Source organism: Streptomyces aidingensis (genome assembly GCF_900112355.1).
In the GTDB taxonomy this organism is placed as follows: domain Bacteria; phylum Actinomycetota; class Actinomycetes; order Streptomycetales; family Streptomycetaceae; genus Streptomyces; species Streptomyces aidingensis.
This window is the reverse complement of record NZ_FOLM01000013.1, coordinates 87670-103726: the sequence shown is the minus strand read 5'-3', so window position 1 is coordinate 103726 and position 16057 is coordinate 87670. Positions and strand designations below refer to the sequence as shown.

Annotated in this window: 14 protein-coding genes, 1 tRNA gene and 1 pseudogene; 11 read left to right on the top strand and 5 right to left on the bottom strand. The window is 72.3% G+C overall.

Features of this window, described 5'->3' with window-relative positions; all coding sequences use genetic code 11:
- Positions 1-79: 79 nt before the first annotated feature.
- The gene (locus tag BM242_RS21640) at positions 80-1729 is read left to right on the top strand and encodes a putative bifunctional diguanylate cyclase/phosphodiesterase (RefSeq protein ID WP_093840630.1); all 1650 of its coding nucleotides are present in this window, start codon (positions 80-82) and stop codon (positions 1727-1729) included.
- A 34-nt stretch (positions 1730-1763) separates the two neighbouring features.
- Here BM242_RS21640 and BM242_RS21635 read toward each other — a convergent pair whose 3' ends face one another.
- Positions 1764-2564 (bottom strand): maleate cis-trans isomerase family protein, encoded by an 801-nt coding sequence (locus BM242_RS21635; RefSeq protein WP_175541518.1) that lies wholly within the window; start codon positions 2562-2564, stop codon positions 1764-1766.
- A 69-nt stretch (positions 2565-2633) separates the two neighbouring features.
- Positions 2634-3497, bottom strand: a complete 864-nt coding sequence (locus BM242_RS21630) for a maleate cis-trans isomerase family protein (protein ID WP_093840559.1) — start codon at positions 3495-3497, stop codon at positions 2634-2636.
- A 156-nt stretch (positions 3498-3653) separates the two neighbouring features.
- On the opposite strand from BM242_RS21630, the gene BM242_RS21625 reads away from it, so the two are divergent.
- Together BM242_RS21625 and BM242_RS21620 are read left to right on the top strand one after the other, a co-directional pair.
- Positions 3654-4718, top strand: coding sequence for a D-2-hydroxyacid dehydrogenase (locus BM242_RS21625; protein ID WP_093840558.1), 1065 nt, complete (start codon positions 3654-3656; stop codon positions 4716-4718).
- Positions 4715-6265, top strand: a complete 1551-nt coding sequence (locus BM242_RS21620) for an amidase (protein ID WP_093840557.1) — start codon at positions 4715-4717, stop codon at positions 6263-6265. The genes BM242_RS21625 and BM242_RS21620 overlap by 4 nt, the downstream gene beginning before the upstream one ends.
- Before the next feature lie 39 nt (positions 6266-6304).
- Here the strand turns inward: BM242_RS21620 and BM242_RS21615 are convergent, their stop codons facing one another.
- Positions 6305-6820 carry a DUF3830 family protein gene (locus tag BM242_RS21615; RefSeq protein ID WP_093840556.1) on the bottom strand — a complete coding sequence of 172 codons (516 nt, stop codon included), beginning with the start codon at positions 6818-6820 and terminating at the stop codon, positions 6305-6307.
- A 182-nt stretch (positions 6821-7002) separates the two neighbouring features.
- On the opposite strand from BM242_RS21615, the gene ehuB reads away from it, so the two are divergent.
- From ehuB to BM242_RS21580, 7 genes are all read left to right on the top strand, one after another.
- Positions 7003-7878 (top strand): ectoine/hydroxyectoine ABC transporter substrate-binding protein EhuB, encoded by an 876-nt coding sequence (gene ehuB, locus BM242_RS21610; RefSeq protein WP_175541517.1) that lies wholly within the window; start codon positions 7003-7005, stop codon positions 7876-7878.
- Complete coding sequence (gene ehuC / locus BM242_RS21605; RefSeq protein ID WP_093840628.1) at positions 7875-8618, top strand: ectoine/hydroxyectoine ABC transporter permease subunit EhuC; 744 nt, start codon at positions 7875-7877, stop codon at positions 8616-8618. The genes ehuB and ehuC overlap by 4 nt, the downstream gene beginning before the upstream one ends.
- The gene (gene ehuD / locus BM242_RS21600) at positions 8615-9268 is read left to right on the top strand and encodes an ectoine/hydroxyectoine ABC transporter permease subunit EhuD (RefSeq protein ID WP_093840554.1); all 654 of its coding nucleotides are present in this window, start codon (positions 8615-8617) and stop codon (positions 9266-9268) included. The genes ehuC and ehuD overlap by 4 nt, the downstream gene beginning before the upstream one ends.
- Before the next feature lie 18 nt (positions 9269-9286).
- Positions 9287-10189, top strand: coding sequence for an ectoine/hydroxyectoine ABC transporter ATP-binding protein EhuA (gene ehuA, locus BM242_RS21595; protein WP_093840553.1), 903 nt, complete (start codon positions 9287-9289; stop codon positions 10187-10189).
- Between the two features lie 132 nt (positions 10190-10321).
- Positions 10322-11080: an IclR family transcriptional regulator domain-containing protein gene (locus tag BM242_RS21590; RefSeq protein WP_093840552.1), complete on the top strand. Its 759-nt coding sequence runs from the start codon at positions 10322-10324 to the stop codon at positions 11078-11080.
- A gap of 93 nt (positions 11081-11173) precedes the next feature.
- Positions 11174-11247: transfer RNA gene (locus BM242_RS21585), tRNA-Lys, on the top strand.
- Between the two features lie 163 nt (positions 11248-11410).
- Positions 11411-11896: an ester cyclase gene (locus BM242_RS21580; RefSeq protein ID WP_093840551.1), complete on the top strand. Its 486-nt coding sequence runs from the start codon at positions 11411-11413 to the stop codon at positions 11894-11896.
- 60 nt (positions 11897-11956) lie between these two features.
- On the opposite strand, the pseudogene BM242_RS21575 reads toward BM242_RS21580, so the two are convergent.
- A pseudogene (locus BM242_RS21575) lies at positions 11957-12163 on the bottom strand (antibiotic biosynthesis monooxygenase family protein); the annotation flags it as partial.
- A gap of 24 nt (positions 12164-12187) precedes the next feature.
- On the opposite strand from BM242_RS21575, the gene BM242_RS21570 reads away from it, so the two are divergent.
- Complete coding sequence (locus BM242_RS21570) at positions 12188-13804, top strand: recombinase family protein (protein WP_093840549.1); 1617 nt, start codon at positions 12188-12190, stop codon at positions 13802-13804.
- A gap of 132 nt (positions 13805-13936) precedes the next feature.
- On the opposite strand, the gene BM242_RS21565 is transcribed toward BM242_RS21570, so the two are convergent.
- Positions 13937-15310 (bottom strand): replication initiator, encoded by a 1374-nt coding sequence (locus BM242_RS21565; protein ID WP_093840548.1) that lies wholly within the window; start codon positions 15308-15310, stop codon positions 13937-13939.
- Positions 15311-16057: the final 747 nt, after the last annotated feature.

Below are 16057 nucleotides of genomic sequence, written 5' to 3'. Positions count from 1 at the left end.
GAGAACCAACCCCGATTTCCTCACGGAGAGTGACAAGCGAGCCGCCTTCCGGGCCGCCTTCCATGCCGCCCATCTGCCGATGGCCATGCTCGGCCCCGACGGGCGGGTGCTGGCCGCCAACCCGGCGCTGGGACGGCTGCTGGGCTCAGATCCGGAGGTGCTGGCCGGGGCTGCGGCCGACCACTTCCCGGCCCTGGCCCTCGCCCTGGACGCCCTGGCCGCCGCCGCCCGGCAGACCGCAGCGGCCGCCGGGGCACCGCTGCCGGACACCCGGCCGGTGCGGCCGGTCCGCCGCCTGAAACACGCCGACGGCCACACGGTCTGGGCGGAGATCTCGCTCACCGCTCTCGCCCCCTCGGGGGTGCGGCTGCTCACCCTCACCGATGTCGGTGAACGGCGCGAGCTCCGGGCCCGGCTGCGTCATCTCCAGGAGCACGACCCGGTCACCCGGCTGCCCAACCGCACCCTGTTCTTCGAACGGCTGGCCGCCGCGCTGACCGAATCCGCCACCGGCCGGATCGGCCTGTGCTACCTCGATCTGGACGGCTTCAAGGCGGTCAACGACACCCTCGGCCACCGGCTCGGCGACCGGCTGCTGCGCGCGGTCGGTGTCCGGCTGGCGCGCAGCGGCGACGGCAGCCATCTGGTGGCCCGGCTCGGCGGGGACGAGTTCGTGCTGCTGGTGGAGTCCTCCTCGGGCACCGAGGAGCTGACCCGGCTGGCCGGCGCCGTGCTGGACGAACTCCAGCGGCCGTTCGACATCAACGGCCACCGGCTGGCCGTCTCCGCCTCGATCGGAGTGGTGGAGCGGGAGTGCGCGGGCACCACCGTCACCGGACTGATGCAGGCCGCCTCCACCACCCTCTACTGGGCCAAGGCCGACGGCCGGGCCCGCTGGACCCTCTTCGACCCGGAGCGCAACGCGCACCGGATGACCCGCCAGTCGCTCTCCGCCACGCTGCGCCCGGCCGTGGAACGCGGGGAGTTCCTGCTGGAGTACCAGCCGATCGTCTCGCTGGCCGACAACACGCTGCGCGGCGCCGAGGCGCTGGTGCGCTGGCAGCATCCGCAGTACGGGCGGCTGGGGCCGGACCGTTTCATCGGGCTGGCCGAGGAGAGCGGCGCCATCGTGCCACTGGGCCGCTGGGCGCTGGCCGAGGCGTGCCGCCAGGCCAGCCGCTGGCGGCGGCTGTACCCGGATCCGCCGCTGTATGTCAGCGTCAATGTGGCGGTGCGCCAGGTGTGGGACTCCGACCTGGTGCGGGATGTGGCGGATGTGCTGGAGGAGACCGGGCTGCCCTCCGGGCTGCTCCAGCTCGAACTGACCGAGTCCGCGGTGATGGGCTCGGCCGGACGGCCCCTCCAGGCGCTCCAGGAGCTGTCCGACATGGGGGTGCGGATCGCCATCGACGACTTCGGCACCGGCTACTCCAACCTGGCCTATCTCAGCCGGCTGCCGGTGCGCGGGCTCAAGCTGGACGGCGCCTTCGTGCGCGGTTTCCGCACCGCCCGCCACCTCAATCCGGCGGACGAGACCATTGTCACCGCGCTGGTCCAGCTCGCCCACTCGCTGGGGCTGACCGTGACCGCGGAGTGCGTGGAGGGGGCGGCCCAGGCGGAGCGGCTGAAACGGATCGGCTGCGACACCGGGCAGGGCTGGTACTACTCCCGGCCGATGCCGGCCGACCGCATGATCCAGCTCATCGCCGGCACGCTCCGCCGCCGCTGACCCCCCGGCGCACCGGCCCGCGCCGGGCCCGGGTTCAGCGGGTGAAAAGGGTGCCCAGCGCGGGAGCGGGGGTGCCGTCGTGGCGGCCCAGCAGCCGCAGGCCCTCCCAGACCGTGACCTGAACCGCGGTCAGCACCGGTTTGCCCAGCTCGCGCTCCAGCTCCGGCAGGCAGTCCACCGTGTGCAGCGCCGTGTCCGGCACCAGCACGGCCTCGGCGTCCGCGCGGTCGCCCGCCCGGGCCAGCCGCAGCACCTCCCGCGGGCCCCAGGTGCCCACCTCCGCCGCGGTGATGATCCCGGCGGACCGCACCCCGGTCACCTTCAGCCCCGCCGCGCCCAGAAACTCCGCGAACAGCCCCGCCACGTCGTCGGGATAGGTCGCCGCCACCGCCACCCGCCGGACACCCACCGCCCGGGCGGCGTGCACAAAGGCGAAGGAGGTGCTGGACGCGGGGCGCCCGCCGGCCGCCGCGCCCAGCGCCCTGACCTGCTCCCGCGCGCCCTCCCAGCCGCGCACAAAACTGCCGCTGGTGCAGGCCCAGACCAGGGCGCCCGCGCCGGCCGCGGCCGGGGCGGCCAGGGCGGCGCTCAGCCGGGCCGCCGCGCCCATCTCCAGCAGCGCGTCCACCCGATGGGCGTCGGTCCCGATGTCGGTGTGCAGCACCGGCAGCCGCACCCGTACCCCGGCCGCGCGCAGCAGCCCGGCCGCCCGCGGGAAGTCGTCCTCGGCCGAATGCCCCGGGTAGAGGAACGCGACCGCGTCCGCCGCCCGCTCCTCCGCCCCGGCCGCCACGCCGCTCGCCACGTCGCTCGCCACGCCGACCGCGTCCCGCATGGGCCACCTTCCTTTCCGCCCGCGGGTCCCGTTCGCCCGGCGGGCCGTTGCCAGTTCCTCCGCACCGGGTCAGCGCGGCGGCCCGGGACCGTCCTCGGCCGTCCGCGGCAGCTCCGGCTCCCGGGGCGCCGCGGGCAGCCCCGCCAGGCCGTCCGCCAGCCCTGCCGGGGCGCTCTCGGAGAACCGCGCCGCCGGGTCCAGCAGATACTGATAGGGACCCACCGCGGCCCGGCCGATGCTGCGCAGCGCGTCCCACATCGTTACCTGGTTGGCCGAGATGACCGGTATCCGCAGCTCCGCCTCCAGCTGCGGTATCAGGTCGTAGGTATGCAGATTGGTGCAGCTCACGAACAGCGCCTCGGGCGACGCGGCGACCGTCGCCATGGTGGCGCGGGCCAGCTCGATCACCTCCCGGTGACCGACCCGCCAGATCTCGCCGGTCAGCCCGAGCTGGCCGTGCCCGCAGACCTCGATCCCGGCCTCGGCCAGATACTCCACCAGCACCGCCGTCACCGAGGAGGTGTACGGGGTGATGACCGCGATCCGGCGGGCGCGCAGCTCGTGCAGGGCGGCGAGCACCGCGCCGGAGGAGGTGACCGCGGGCACGCCCCCGGCCTCCCCCGCCATCACCGCGGTCATGGTCCGCTCACCGGTCATCCCGCCGACGAAACTGCCGAGGGTGCAGGCATAGGCCATGGCGCTCGGCCGCACCGCGAACAGGGAACGGGTGGCGCTGCGCAGCGTCTCGCGTTCACTGACGATCCGGGCCAGATCCAGCCCGACCTGGACGGGAACGAACGGGGTGCGGGTCAGATGCAGCGAGATCCCCTCCGGGACCCACCGCCACAGCTCATGGTCCAGCGCGAAGTCGAAAGGGGCGACAACCCCGATGCCGCACAGCGGCTCCGGGCCGTCGGGGAGCGGGACATTCATACGCACCCCCGGGACGCGGGAAGTCGGGCCACGGCATCCGGCCGGTGCCTCGTTGACGACGGTAGATTCCGGTATCTACCGTGGCAATCCGGCCCGAAGTCCGAATTTTGTGCGAGCCATGCAACCAAGCCCTCTTTGCGGAACGGTTTCTCTTTGATGTCACCCCCCTGCGTTGTCGTTCTCGGTGGCGAGGCGGCCCCGGAGCGGATGCGTCCGCCCCGGCTCGGCCGGCTGGCCGGCCGGGCCACCGTCCGGCATGCCGACGACTCCTCCCTGGCCGGGCTGCTGCCCGCCGCCGATGTGCTGCTGGTCTGGGACTTCACCTCGGACGCGGTGCGCCGCGCCTGGCCGGGCGCCGGGCCCCGGCCGGGATGGGTGCACACCGCCAGCGCGGGGGTGGACCGGCTGCTCTTTCCCGAGCTGGTGCACTCCCCCACCCTGGTGACCAATGCCCGGGGGGTTTTCGACATCCCGATCGCCGAGTACGTGGCCGGGCTGATCATCGCCATGGCCCGGGAGTTCCCGGTGAGTTGGGACCTCCAGCGGCGGCGGGTGTGGCGCCACCGGGAGACCCGCACGGTGGCGGGCAGCCGGGCGGTGGTGGTCGGCTCGGGCGGCATCGGCCGGGAGACCGCCCGGACCCTGCGCGCCCTGCGGGTCACGGTCGACCTGGTGGGGCGGCAGGAGCGCACCGCCGACCCGGAGTTCGGCCGCGTCCATCCGGCCGGGGCGCTGCCCGGGCTGCTGCCCCTGGCGGACTGGGTGGTGTGCGCGGCCCCGCTCACCCCGGCCACCCGGGGGATGTTCGACGCGGCGGCGTTCGCCCTGATGAAGGAGGGCGCCCGGTTTGTGAACGTGGGGCGGGGCGCGCATGTGGTGGAGACCGATCTGATCGCCGCGCTGCGGTCGGGCCGCCTCGCCGGGGCGGCGCTCGATGTGTTCGCCGAGGAGCCGCTGCCGGCCGGCAGCCCGCTGTGGGAGCTGCCGGGGGTGCTTCTCTCGCCGCACATGAGCGGTGACACGCCCGGCTGGGAGCAGACCCTCGCCGACCAGTTCCTGGACAACTTCGACCGCTGGGTGGCCGGCGAACCGCTGCACCAGGTGGTGGACAAGCAGCTGGGCTACGCCGCGGCATCCGGCACCGAGCCCGGTGCCGGGGCCGGTGCCGGGGCCGCCACGGGGGATGCCGGCGAGGAGCACACGGAGGATCTGCCCGCATGAACAGCTCACCGGCCGCCGGCCGCACCGCCCCCGCCCCGGACACCGGCCCGGAGCCCGTCCCCGCCGCCGGGCCGCCGCCCACCGCCGCCGCGCTGACCGCGGCGTATGCGGCCGGCGAGCTCTCCCCGGTCGAGGCCACCGAGGCCGCCCTGGCCCGCGCCGAGGCGGGGCAGCGGCAGGTCAACGCCTTTGTGCTGATCGACGCCGAGGGCGCCCTTCAGCAGGCCCGGGCCTCGGAACGCCGCTGGCGGGCCGGCGCGCCGGCCGGACCGCTGGACGGCGTTCCGGTCACCGTCAAGGACATGCTGCTGATGCGGGGCCATCCCACCCGGCGCGGCTCGGCCCTGTCCGCGCTGGCCGCGGCCGGCGGCGGCCCGTGCCCGGAGGACGCGCCGGCCGTGGCCCGGCTGCGCGAGTCCGGCGCCGTGCTGCTGGCCAAGACCACAACCCCCGAGCTGGGCTGGAAGGCGGTCACCGACAGCCCGGCGTGCGGCGCCACCGGCAATCCGCACGACCCGGCGCGCACCGCCGGCGGCTCCAGCGGGGGTGCGGCGGCGGCCGTGGCGCTGGGCGCCGGGCCGCTGGCACTGGGCACCGACGGCGGGGGCTCGGTCCGCATCCCGGCCGCGTTCTGCGGGGTGCTCGGCTTCAAGGCCACCTACGGGCGGGTGCCGGCCTATCCGGCCAGTGCCTTCGGCACCCTGGCCCATGTCGGCCCGCTCGCCCTGGACCCGGTGGACGCCGCGCTGCTGATGGACGTGGTCTGCGCCCCCGACCCCCGGGACTGGTCGCATCTCGGGCCGCCGCCGCCCGGCGGCTTCGCCCCGGACCAGGCGCCGCCGGCCGCGGCCGGCGGCGATGCCGGCGGCCGGCCGCTGGCCGGGCTGCGGATCGCCTGGTCCCCGGCGCTGGGCCACCCCGGCACCCCGGACCGGGACGGCATCGCGGTCGCCCCGGAGATCGCCGGAGCGGTCCGCCGGCTCGCCGAGGGGCTGGCCGGGCTGGGGGCCCGGGTGGAGGAGACCGATCCGCCGGTGCCGACCCCCGCCGCGCTGCGGGAGGCGTTCCAGGTGCTGTGGTTCAGCGGCGCGGCCCGCGCCACCCAGCACCTCACCGAGGAGGAGGCGGGCCGGCTGGACCCGGGCCTGCGCGAGATCCGCGCCGAGGGCGCCGCCCGCAGCGCGCTGGAGTACCTGGCCGCGGTGGACACCAGGATGGCCCTGGGCCACACCATGGGGCTGTTCCACCAGCGGTACGACCTGCTGCTGACCCCGGCGGTGCCGGTCGCCGCCTTCGGCCTGGGCCGGGAGGTGCCGGAAGGTTCGGGGCTCGGGCGCTGGACCGAGTGGGCGCCGTTCAGCCACCCGTTCAATCTGACCCAGCAGCCGGCCGTCAGCCTGCCCTGCGGGCGGGACGGCGCCGGGCTGCCGGTCGCCGCCCAGCTCGTCGCCGCCCGGCACGCCGACGGGCTGCTGCTGCGCACCGCCCGGTTCCTGTACGCGGCCGGTCTCGCCGGCCCGGAACTCCCGTCCCCGCCGGCGCCCTGAGCCGCCGGGCCCCCGGCGGCCCGGCGCCCGAGGGGCCGCTCAGGCCCTGCGGCTGAAGGAGAGCGTCTCGCCGACCGCCCCGCTGCGCCACAGGTCCTGGCAGGCGTCCGCCATCGCGTCCAGCCCTTCCACCACCGAGCCCCAGACGATGCCCGGCACCCAGCCCACGTCGGCATTGAGCAGCAGATTGTTCCGCTCGTAGAAAAGCGCCAGATCGATCACGGTCGGCCGGTTCCGGTGCCCGGCGTCCGCCGCATAGCCGTAGGACGTGGTGGCCAGCTCCGTCTCCGAGAAAGTGAAATAACACAAATCACCGGGAATCGGGGTGATTGTGGGGTTCTCCAGCGGCGGCTCGCGCTCCGCAAAAGGCGGCACCAGGGTGTAGATCTCGTTCCGTGCGTACTTGGCGTGATACACGTCCCCGGCCAGCGGCAGCGCCTCCCAGACCGCCGCGCAGGTGACCGGCGCGCGGTCGTCGAGCAGTTTCGCCACGCACCGCACACCACGCTTCTCCAGAGCCACCTCGATGAAGCGGGGACTTCCGTTCGCCGGCATTGCCATCCGTCGTGCCCTCCTTCCGGTCACGAATAACCGACGCGCAGTTGGGTAGCCGCGCGCCCATGGTCCGATCAGCAAATCTTTTCCCCATGAAGGACAAACCAGAACAAAACACGGCAATGAGATTCGGCACAACACGCATCGCCGCCGCGGCGCGTCGCTCGCCGGCCCGCGGCGGCATGAGCCGCAGATCCCTGCTCGGCCTGACCGCGGCCCTCGGCCTGGCGGGCACCGGCGCCGCCACCGCCTGCACCCGGGTCGGCTCGGCCGACGACACCGAGGGCGGCAATCTGCTGGAACGGCTGCGCGACCAGGGCACCGTCCGGGTCGGCATCGCCGGCGAGGTGCCCTACGGCTACATCAACGACGAGGGCGAGCTCACCGGCGAGGCACCCGAGATCGCCAAGGTGATCTTCGAACGGCTCGGCGTGGAGAGCGTGGTGCCCGTCCCCACCGAGTTCGGCTCGCTCATCCCCGGCCTGCGCGCCCAGCAGTTCGACGTGGTATCGGCCGGGATGTACATCAATCCGGACCGCTGCCGGCAGGTCATCTTCTCCGACCCCGACTACGTGATGCTGGACGCGTTCATCGTCGAGGCCGGCAACCCCCTGGGGCTGAGCAGCTACGAGGACATCGTGGCCAGCGGCGCCCGGCTGGCCAGCGGCACCGCCTATGCCGAGATCGACTACGCGGTCGCCGCCGGTGTACCGCGCGACGACATCCTGATCCTGCCCGACCAGGTGGCCGGCATGCAGGCGGTGGCCCAGGGCCGGGTGGACGCCTTCGCCGGCACCGCCATCACCGTCCGGGAGGTGGTGGCCCGCAATGCCGAAGTGGAGTCCACCGAGCCCTTCCAGCCCTATGTGGACGGCGAGCCGGCCATCGGCGCCGGCGGCTTCGCCTTCCGCCCCACGGAGACCAATCTGCGGGACGCCTTCAACGCGGAGCTGCACCGGCTCAAGGAGAGCGGTGAGCTGCTGGAGATCGTCCGGCCCTTCGGCTTCACCGAGGACGAGATGACCGACCTGACCGCCGAGGAGCTGTGCCGGCCATGACCTGGGGACTGTGGAACAACTGGATGCTGCCCGGCATCTGGATCACCATCCAGGTCACGCTGTACAGCGCGGCCATCGCTCTCGCCGTGTCCTTCACCATCGGCACCGCCCGCACCTCCCGGCTGTGGATCGTGCGCTTCCTGTCCGGTATCTACTTCGAGCTGTTCCGCGGCGCCTCGGCACTGGTGCTGATGTTCTGGCTCTTCTTCGCCCTGCCCATCGCGGCCGGCTGGCAGCTCGTGCCGATGTGGGCCGGGGTGCTGGCCCTGGGCCTGACCTACGGCGCCTACGGGTCGGAGATCGTGCGCGGCGCCCTGGCCGCCGTGCCGACCGCCCAGCGGGAGGCGGGCATCGCGCTCAACTTCACCAAGCTGCAGCGCCTGGTCCGCATCGAGCTCCCCCAGGCCTGGCCGGAGATGATCCCGCCGTTCAACAACCTGGCGATCGAACTGCTCAAGGGCACGGCGCTGGTCTCCGTGATCAGCGTGGCCGACATCACCTTCTCGGCCAACCTGATCCGCTTCACCACCACCGAATCCGCCCCGATCTACTCGATCATCCTGGTCATGTACTTCGTGCTGGCCTTCCTGATCACCCGCGGCATGCGGGTGCTGGAACGTCACGCCAAGGCGGGCGTCGGCAAGGCCCCGGAGCGCTCCGGCGGCCTGTGGTCCAAGCTCTCGCTGCGCCGTGGCCGCTCCGAGGCGGCCGGCGCGATCACCGCTGGAGGTGCCCGGTGAACTGGGACTGGGAAGTCGTCGAGGAATTCCTCCCCCGCTTCTGGGACGGGGTGCTGGTCACCTGCCAGGCGCTGCTGGGCGGCACGCTCATCGCCTTCACCCTGGGCCTGGTCTGGGCGCTGGCCCAGCGCTCGAACCTGGTGTGGGTGCGCTGGCCGGTCAACGCGGTGACCGAGTTCATCCGCAACACGCCCCTGCTGGTCCAGCTGTTCTTCCTGTTCTATGTGGTCCCGGAGTGGGGACCGAGCATGTCCCCGCTGGCCACCGGCGTCATCGGGCTGGGCATCCACTACTCGACCTACACCGCCGAGGTCTACCGGGCGGGCATCGACGGCGTGCCGCGCGGCCAGTGGGAGGCCGCCACCGCGCTGAATCTGTCCACCGCCGTGACCTGGCGGTCGGTGATCCTGCCGCAGGCCATCCGCCGCGTGGTGCCGGCGCTCGGCAACTATGTCGTCGCCATGCTCAAGGACTCGCCGATGATCGCCATCATCGGCGCCCTGGACATGCTGGGCGAGGCCCGCTTCTTCAGCGCCGAGACCTTCCAGTACGTGGAGCCGATCACGCTGGTCGGCATCGCGTTCATCGTGATCGCCTACCCGGCCTCGCTGCTGATCCGCGCCCTCGAACGCCGCCTCGCCACCTACTGACCCACCGGGAGTACCCGTATGAGCACGCCAGACAACAACCCCGCTGACACCCCCTCGAAGACCCCCTCGAAGACCCCCTCGAACACCCCCGGCAACGCTCCCGACGCCGCCAGGACGGCGGTCGGCACCGCGACCGGGGACACCCCCTGGGCCACCGGCGAGGAGATCATCCGCTTCCAGGACGTCACCAAGCGCTACGGCCGGCAGGTGGTGCTGGACGACCTCTGCTTCTCCGTCTACGCGGGTAAGCACGTCACCCTGATCGGGCCCTCCGGCTCCGGCAAGACCACCATCCTGCGGCTGCTGATGACCCTGATCAAGGCCGACGAGGGCAGCATCCGGGTCGAGGGCGACTACCTCACGCACGAGGAGCGCAACGGGAAACTCGTCCCGGCCGGCGAACGGCACATCCGCGAGGTGCGCAAGAAGATCGGCATGGTCTTCCAGCAGTTCAACCTCTTCCCCAACATGACGGTGATGCGCAACCTCACCGAGGCCCCGGTGCGGGTGCTCGGCCTGTCCAGGGACGAGGCCGAGCAGCGCGCCCGGGAACTGCTGGAGATGGTGGACCTGACCGAGATGTCGGCCAAGTACCCCAGCCAGCTCTCCGGCGGGCAGCAGCAGCGGGTGGCCATCGCCCGCGCCCTGGCCATGCGGCCACGGATCCTGCTGCTGGACGAGGTGACCTCGGCGCTCGACCCGGAACTGGTGGCCGGCGTCCTCGATCTGCTGCGGGACATCGCCCACCACACCGACATCACCATGCTCACGGTGACCCACGAGATGAATTTCGCCCGGGACATCTCCGACTGCGTGATGATGTTCGACCACGGCAAGATCCTGGAGGCCGCCACCCCGGAGAAACTGTTCAACGACCCCGAGCACACCCGCACCCGGGAATTCCTCAACGCGGTGCTCTAGCCCGGCCGACCGGCAGCATATGCCGTCTTGGTCCACGCCCTCCCGGGGTCCCTCCCGCCCGCTACGCTGTACTGGTCACCTGCTGACGGCCAGTAGCGGCAATTGCCGGTGGAGCCTTCCGAGGAGGACGTCGTGTCGCTCAGTTCCGGGCTGACCACCCCCTTCTATCCGGTGCAGTACGCGCTGCGCCTGCTGGAGGCCGCGGCGGGGCGAGGCGACGGCATCCGCGAGGACGAGCTGGCCCGGCAGACCGGCATGCCGCCGGGCCGGCTCGTCCCGCTGCTCGCCATGCTGGCCGGCGAGGACTACCTCCGCCGGCTGGACGACGGAAGCTGGACCGCCGGCGACGCCCTCCGCCTGCTCGGCACCGCCGCCTCCCGCCCGCAGGACCGCGAGGCCCGGCTGCGCCGGGCCCTGGACCGGCTCCGCGCCGACCTCGGCGCCGCCGTCTACCTCGGCCGCTACCAGGACGGCGAGCTGGCCATCCCGCACATCTCCGCCGCCCCGGAGACCCCGGCGGTGCACCAGTGGGTGGACTTCCGCGCCGCCGCGCACGCCACCGCGATCGGCAAGTGCCTGCTCAACCAACTGGACCACGACGGCCGCCGGGACCATCTCGCCCGCCACCGCACCGCCCGGCTGACCTCGCGCACCATCACCGACGAGCGCGTGCTGATGACCGCCCTGGACCGCCAGCCGGCCACCGTGCCCGTGCTGGACCTCCAGGAATACGCGGTCGGCACGCTGTGCGCCGCCGTCCCGCTGACCGCCGGAAACTGGGTCGGCTGCCTGGCCCTCTCCCTCCCGGTGACCGAGGCGCACCGGCTGCGCCGGGCCGCCGAGACGCTGGGCCACAAGGTCGCCCCCGCCCTGCTGCCGCTCATCCTCTGAGGCCGCGGTGCGCACCACCCGCGCGCACCGGGTACTATTTCCCTGTCGCCACCGCGATGACCTGAGATTTTCTCGGCACGCGAAGCGCGTCAGGCGCCGCTAGCTCAGTTGGTTAGAGCAGCTGACTCTTAATCAGCGGGTCCGGGGTTCGAGTCCCTGGCGGCGCACCCTCCTCCGCAGGCCCCGGCCGTTCCCGGCCGGGGCCTGCGGCGTCTCCCGGCCCGTCGCCGGTCCCGCACCGCCCCAGCCCTCCTCGACCGGCCGCCCGTAGCCTTCGCCGACACGGCCGGCGGCCGACCGGCGCCGGCCCCCGCTCCCCGAGGAGGCTGCATGACCACCCAGACCGCCCAGACCGGCCAGACCGCCGATCTCGCTCTCCCCGGAGCCGACCGCCCGCTGCCCGACGCCGGCCTGCGGGCCGCCCGCGAACGCGTCGTCCTCGGCCACGCCATGGCCCAGGCCACCGGCGATGTGGACGGCGTGCTGGCCGCCTTCCCCCGCGGCGTCGTCTACCGGGTACTGCCCTTCGAGGAACAGCCCCTGGTCAGACCCGACCAGATCCGGGGCTACCTGGAGGAGATGGCCCGGGCGTTCCCGGACATGGAGCACGGCGTGTCCGTGGTCCACCACACCGCGGACGCGCTGATCCTGGAGGGCACCGTGGCCGGCACCCAGGCCGCCGACTGGCGCGGCATCCCCAGCCGCGGCAGGCGCATGGAGGTGCCGGTCGCCGTCTTCTTCCACTTCGACGGCGACATCCTGGTCGACGAGACCATCTACTACGACCACGCCACCGCGGCGCGGCAGCTCGCCTGAACCCCGGCCGGGCGGCCACCAGCCACCGCCCGGCCCCGGAGCCGCCGGCCCGCCGCGCCGTCAGCCCGCCGCCTTCGGCCCCGCCTGCTGCACCACCTCGAAGGACCACACCTCGGAACCGGACGCCGCCGGACGCCGCTGCTCCCCGCCCGGCCCGCCGCCCGTGTGCGCCTGCCGCATCGGCCCGTTCATCCAGGCCCGGAAGTCCTCCTCACTGCGCCACCGGGTGTACACCAGATACCGGTCCGTGCCCTCCACCGGGCAAAGGGTGTTTCAATGTACCATTAGAACATGGACGAAGACCTTGTTCTCAGGGCACATTGGGGCAACTTGGAGGGGACCCATTGGGCCGTACTGGTCCGCCTCTCCACGGATGAGGACGACGACGGACGCCCGGCGGACCAGCGTGGACCGATGACCGGCCGGGACATCAAGAGCACCAAGGAACAGGAACGCGACGGCCGCCGGTTCATCACCAAGCGCGGCGGCAGGTGCGTCTACGTCTATGCGGAGCCGGACACCTCCGCCTGGCGCAAGAAGCGTGTGCGTCTGCCTGACGGCCGCGTGGTCTACCGTGTGGTGCGGCCGGTGTTCGAAGGAGCCCTTGAGGACCTGAAAAGTGGGCAGGCCCCGAACGGGGAGCGGCTAGACGGGCTGATCGTCTACGACATCGACCGGCTCACGCGGGACAACCGCCACCTTGAGGACGCCATCGATGTCGTGGAGCGCTTCCGGCGCCCCATCATCGACATCAACGGTAGCCTTGACCTGCTGACCGAGAATGGCCGAGCCACAGCGAGAGTCGTTGTCGCCATGAGTAACAAGCAGTCCGCCGACACCTCCCGCCGCGTGCGCCGACACCACCGCGCCTTGGAGCGCGAGGGCATCCCCACTGGGGGCGCCCGGCCGTTCGGCTGGAATGCCGACAAGCGCACCCTTCATCCGCAGGAATCCAAGTATCTCCGGGAGGGAATCGACCGGATCTTGGGTGGTGCTCCTGTACGAGCGGTGACGCAGCAGTGGAATGAGAAGGGGATCACCACCCCGCGCGGCAATTCGTGGAACACTACAAAGCTCAAGACACTGTTGCGCAACCCGCGCCTGTGCGGCTACCGCTCACGAAAGGTCCGCATTCCGAACCCCACTACGGGAAGCGAGAACGAGCGCTGGGAAGTCGTCTACGACGACGAAGGAAATTCCGTGATCGGCCAGTGGGACCGCCTTGTCAGCCCCGAGAAGTGGCAGGCCCTGCTTGAGGTCATCGGGGATCACATGCAGCCGGGCACCGGGCACAACACGCGCCGCTATCTCCTCACCGGCACTCTGCGATGCGACAAGAACGAGTGCGGGATGCCCCTGCGCGCGGCCAAGGCCGGACGCAAGGAGAACAAGCCGGAAGGCTTCTTCTACTACACCTGCCCCGACAAGGGGGCAGGCGGATGCGGCGGGGGCACCAAGATCCCCGGTCCGGAGGCGGACAAGGCGATCACGGAACTGGTCATCGCCAAGTACGAGGCCGAAGCAGCCGCCAGGGAGGCCACCGCCGCCCCCAAGACTTGGGAAGGTGAAGAAGAGCTCAAGCGCGTCAGGGAGGACATCGCCGACGCCAAGGAGGCCAGGCAGCTACGCATCCTGACCAAGGACCGCTATTTCTCCCTGTTGCAGGAGTACACGGCAAAGGAACGCAGGCTGGAACGCGACCGTAACCGCTGGATCAAGCAGCAGTACTCCGCGCAAGGCAAGCCCGTGGATCTCCGCGCCGAATGGGATGACCTCACTTTGGCGGAGCAGCGGGCATATGTGGAGCAGACACTAACCGCTGTACTGGTTTCCCCCGCCATCGGGCGGCGGAAGCCCGTTCACACCCGCCTCACGCCGCTTTTCCGGTCGGGGGAGGACGACGCCTAAGCCGCCCGTTCGGGGCGGCGGTCACTGACCCGGATACCGAGTATCGAATTCACCCGCCGCCACTTGCGCTCAGACCAGCGGGGAGCCTTCCGCGCTTGCACCCGCGCCCATCTCCGCAGCTCCTCATCCGGCTCAGCCATGAGGCCCCCGCCCGAATTCCTCCCGGACGACCTCACGATTCCGCGCAAGATCAGCGGCGATCCCGGCCGCCAGCAGCGCCGCCCCCGGGGAGTGCCCCGACCCCGCGTAGCGCCAGTGCTGGACCGTGATCACGGCCGAGCCCCACGGCCGCCGTCCCTGCACATGCGCCGCCCGCTCCGAGCGCAACGCCCGGTAGGTGGTGGAGAACACCCGGGATTTGGTCAGTACATGCCCCCGGAAGCCGAGCTGGTGAGCCCAGGCCCGCAGCCTCAGGCCCGCCAGCTCAGGCAGCGCCCCCAGTCGCCAGCAGGTTCCCAGCAGCGCCCGCACGTGTGCCGACACCGGCAAAGCCTTGATCATTTCCGGGCCGGTCACCGGCCGCGCCAGGCCCGCCCACCCGCCCGCCGCCGTGGTCCCGCCGCCGGACTTGGTCACATACTTCGCCACGTAGGAGGCCACCGCGTCCGCGTCATCCCCGCAGCCGTCGCCGATCTCACGCACGTCGATCTGATCGCCCCAGCGCAGGATGCGCTCACCCAGCGCCGCACACTCCGGCCCGGACAGCGCCACCGCCGCAGCCGCCCCGCGCACACAGTCGGCCAGCAGTGCGGCGTCCGCCCCGGCCGGAGCAGCCGAGCCCGGACCGCCCGCACCATCGAGCCGGACCACCGCATGCAGGTGCACCGCGCCCCGCCGCTGGTACTCCGCCACCTTCGCATACGAGACCCGCGCGGCCTGCCGCAGAGCGGAGCGCGACATGCCCAGCGCCGCCGCCAGGCGCGCCCACAGGTTGTCCGTGAACGCCTTCCACAACCGGCCCACCGAGGCGTTCCACAGCACATGCCCCGCGTAGTCGTAGCACTCGCCGCACACCGGCTGACCGATCAGCGGATCATCCCCGCCGTGATCCCCCGGACAGACGAGCAGACGGCCATGCCGACATCTGCCCAGGTCAGCCCTATGCCGGCCGCCGGGGCGAGGCTGCCCCGAGCGATGCACCGCCCCGAAGGACGGAGCCGTCAGCGTCACGAACAGCCGGGGCGCTGAGCGCACCTGATCCGGCACGCCCTTGCCGCCGAGCAGCCCGGCACGGACCAATTGCCAGGTATCGCCCGCGTGCAGCCACGAACACGGCTCACACACCGCCCGCCGCCGGTTCCCGCACCGCACCAGCAGCCGCTCACCGGGCTCACTCGCGGTGTCATAGTGCGACAGCACCTCACCGGTGCCCGCATCAGCATCCGTGCGCCAGCCGTTCAGCGCCACCGGATGCGCACACCCACCCGTGGCCCGCACAAGATCAAGCCACCGGGGAAACGCCTGGTCACCCGCCAGACGCACCACATCATCAACCGTCTCGGACACACGCCGGGTATCAGCCCGCGCCTCCGAGCCTGCGAGAGTCCAATCCCAAGAAGAACACCGAGCGCGCACCGTGGCGCACCTCCCACAACAGCCAACGGACAGGGGGGTCACGGCTGGCCATGGAAACCACCTCCGACACTCAGGCCGACGAACCGTCAGCAGCGGACCACGCAGAATCCGCACGGAAACCTGTGTCCTCACAGTGTGACACCGGGCAGTGACAATACCCCCAGCCCCAAGCGCCCAAACCGCCCTGCACTGCCCACCGTTGGCCGCTCCCGGCGAAGCCGTCGAAACTCTTCTCTACTCACTCAAGAGGGCGCGCCGCCCGGCGCGCCCGCGCCTCCCGGCGCCCCGGCCGGGCATGCGGCCTCCGGCCGGTCCCGTCCGGGCGCCCCCGCCGCTCCCCGCACCGGACCGGCGCACACACGACCCGCACGAACAGCCCGACATCCCGCCACCGCCAACCCCGAGTGCTCACCGGCCGACGGCCTCCAGGACGCCGGGCAGCCCACCACCCGGAGACCATCCGCAAGGCCCACCGCCCGGCGCCCCTCCGGCCGGCGGCAGCCCCCGGCCCACCACCGAAACCACCACCAGCCCAACCGTCGCGCTCCCGCCACAGCAAAGCGGCCCGGTCCCCACGAGCCACCGATGGGAACCGAGCCGCACCCGGCCGGGCAATCCCGGCCGACCCCGGGGCAAGGGAGAACGCAGGCCCGCCCCGAGGAGTCTTGGTCAGTCAGG

What these genes read in the sequence shown, in the direction of transcription:
- BM242_RS21640 (WP_093840630.1), top strand. Translation starts at nt 80, where the DNA reads ATGGCCATGCTCGGCCCCGACGGGCGGGTGCTGGCCGCCAACCCGGCG.
- BM242_RS21635 (WP_175541518.1), bottom strand. Translation starts at nt 2,564, where the DNA reads ATGCGGGACGCGGTCGGCGTGGCGAGCGACGTGGCGAGCGGCGTGGCG.
- ehuC (WP_093840628.1), top strand. Translation starts at nt 7,875, where the DNA reads ATGACCTGGGGACTGTGGAACAACTGGATGCTGCCCGGCATCTGGATC.
- BM242_RS21630 (WP_093840559.1), bottom strand. Translation starts at nt 3,497, where the DNA reads ATGAATGTCCCGCTCCCCGACGGCCCGGAGCCGCTGTGCGGCATCGGG.
- BM242_RS21625 (WP_093840558.1), top strand. Translation starts at nt 3,654, where the DNA reads ATGTCACCCCCCTGCGTTGTCGTTCTCGGTGGCGAGGCGGCCCCGGAG.
- BM242_RS21580 (WP_093840551.1), top strand. Translation starts at nt 11,411, where the DNA reads ATGACCACCCAGACCGCCCAGACCGGCCAGACCGCCGATCTCGCTCTC.
- BM242_RS21620 (WP_093840557.1), top strand. Translation starts at nt 4,715, where the DNA reads ATGAACAGCTCACCGGCCGCCGGCCGCACCGCCCCCGCCCCGGACACC.
- ehuA (WP_093840553.1), top strand. Translation starts at nt 9,287, where the DNA reads ATGAGCACGCCAGACAACAACCCCGCTGACACCCCCTCGAAGACCCCC.
- BM242_RS21615 (WP_093840556.1), bottom strand. Translation starts at nt 6,820, where the DNA reads ATGCCGGCGAACGGAAGTCCCCGCTTCATCGAGGTGGCTCTGGAGAAG.
- ehuB (WP_175541517.1), top strand. Translation starts at nt 7,003, where the DNA reads ATGAGCCGCAGATCCCTGCTCGGCCTGACCGCGGCCCTCGGCCTGGCG.
- BM242_RS21570 (WP_093840549.1), top strand. Translation starts at nt 12,188, where the DNA reads ATGGACGAAGACCTTGTTCTCAGGGCACATTGGGGCAACTTGGAGGGG.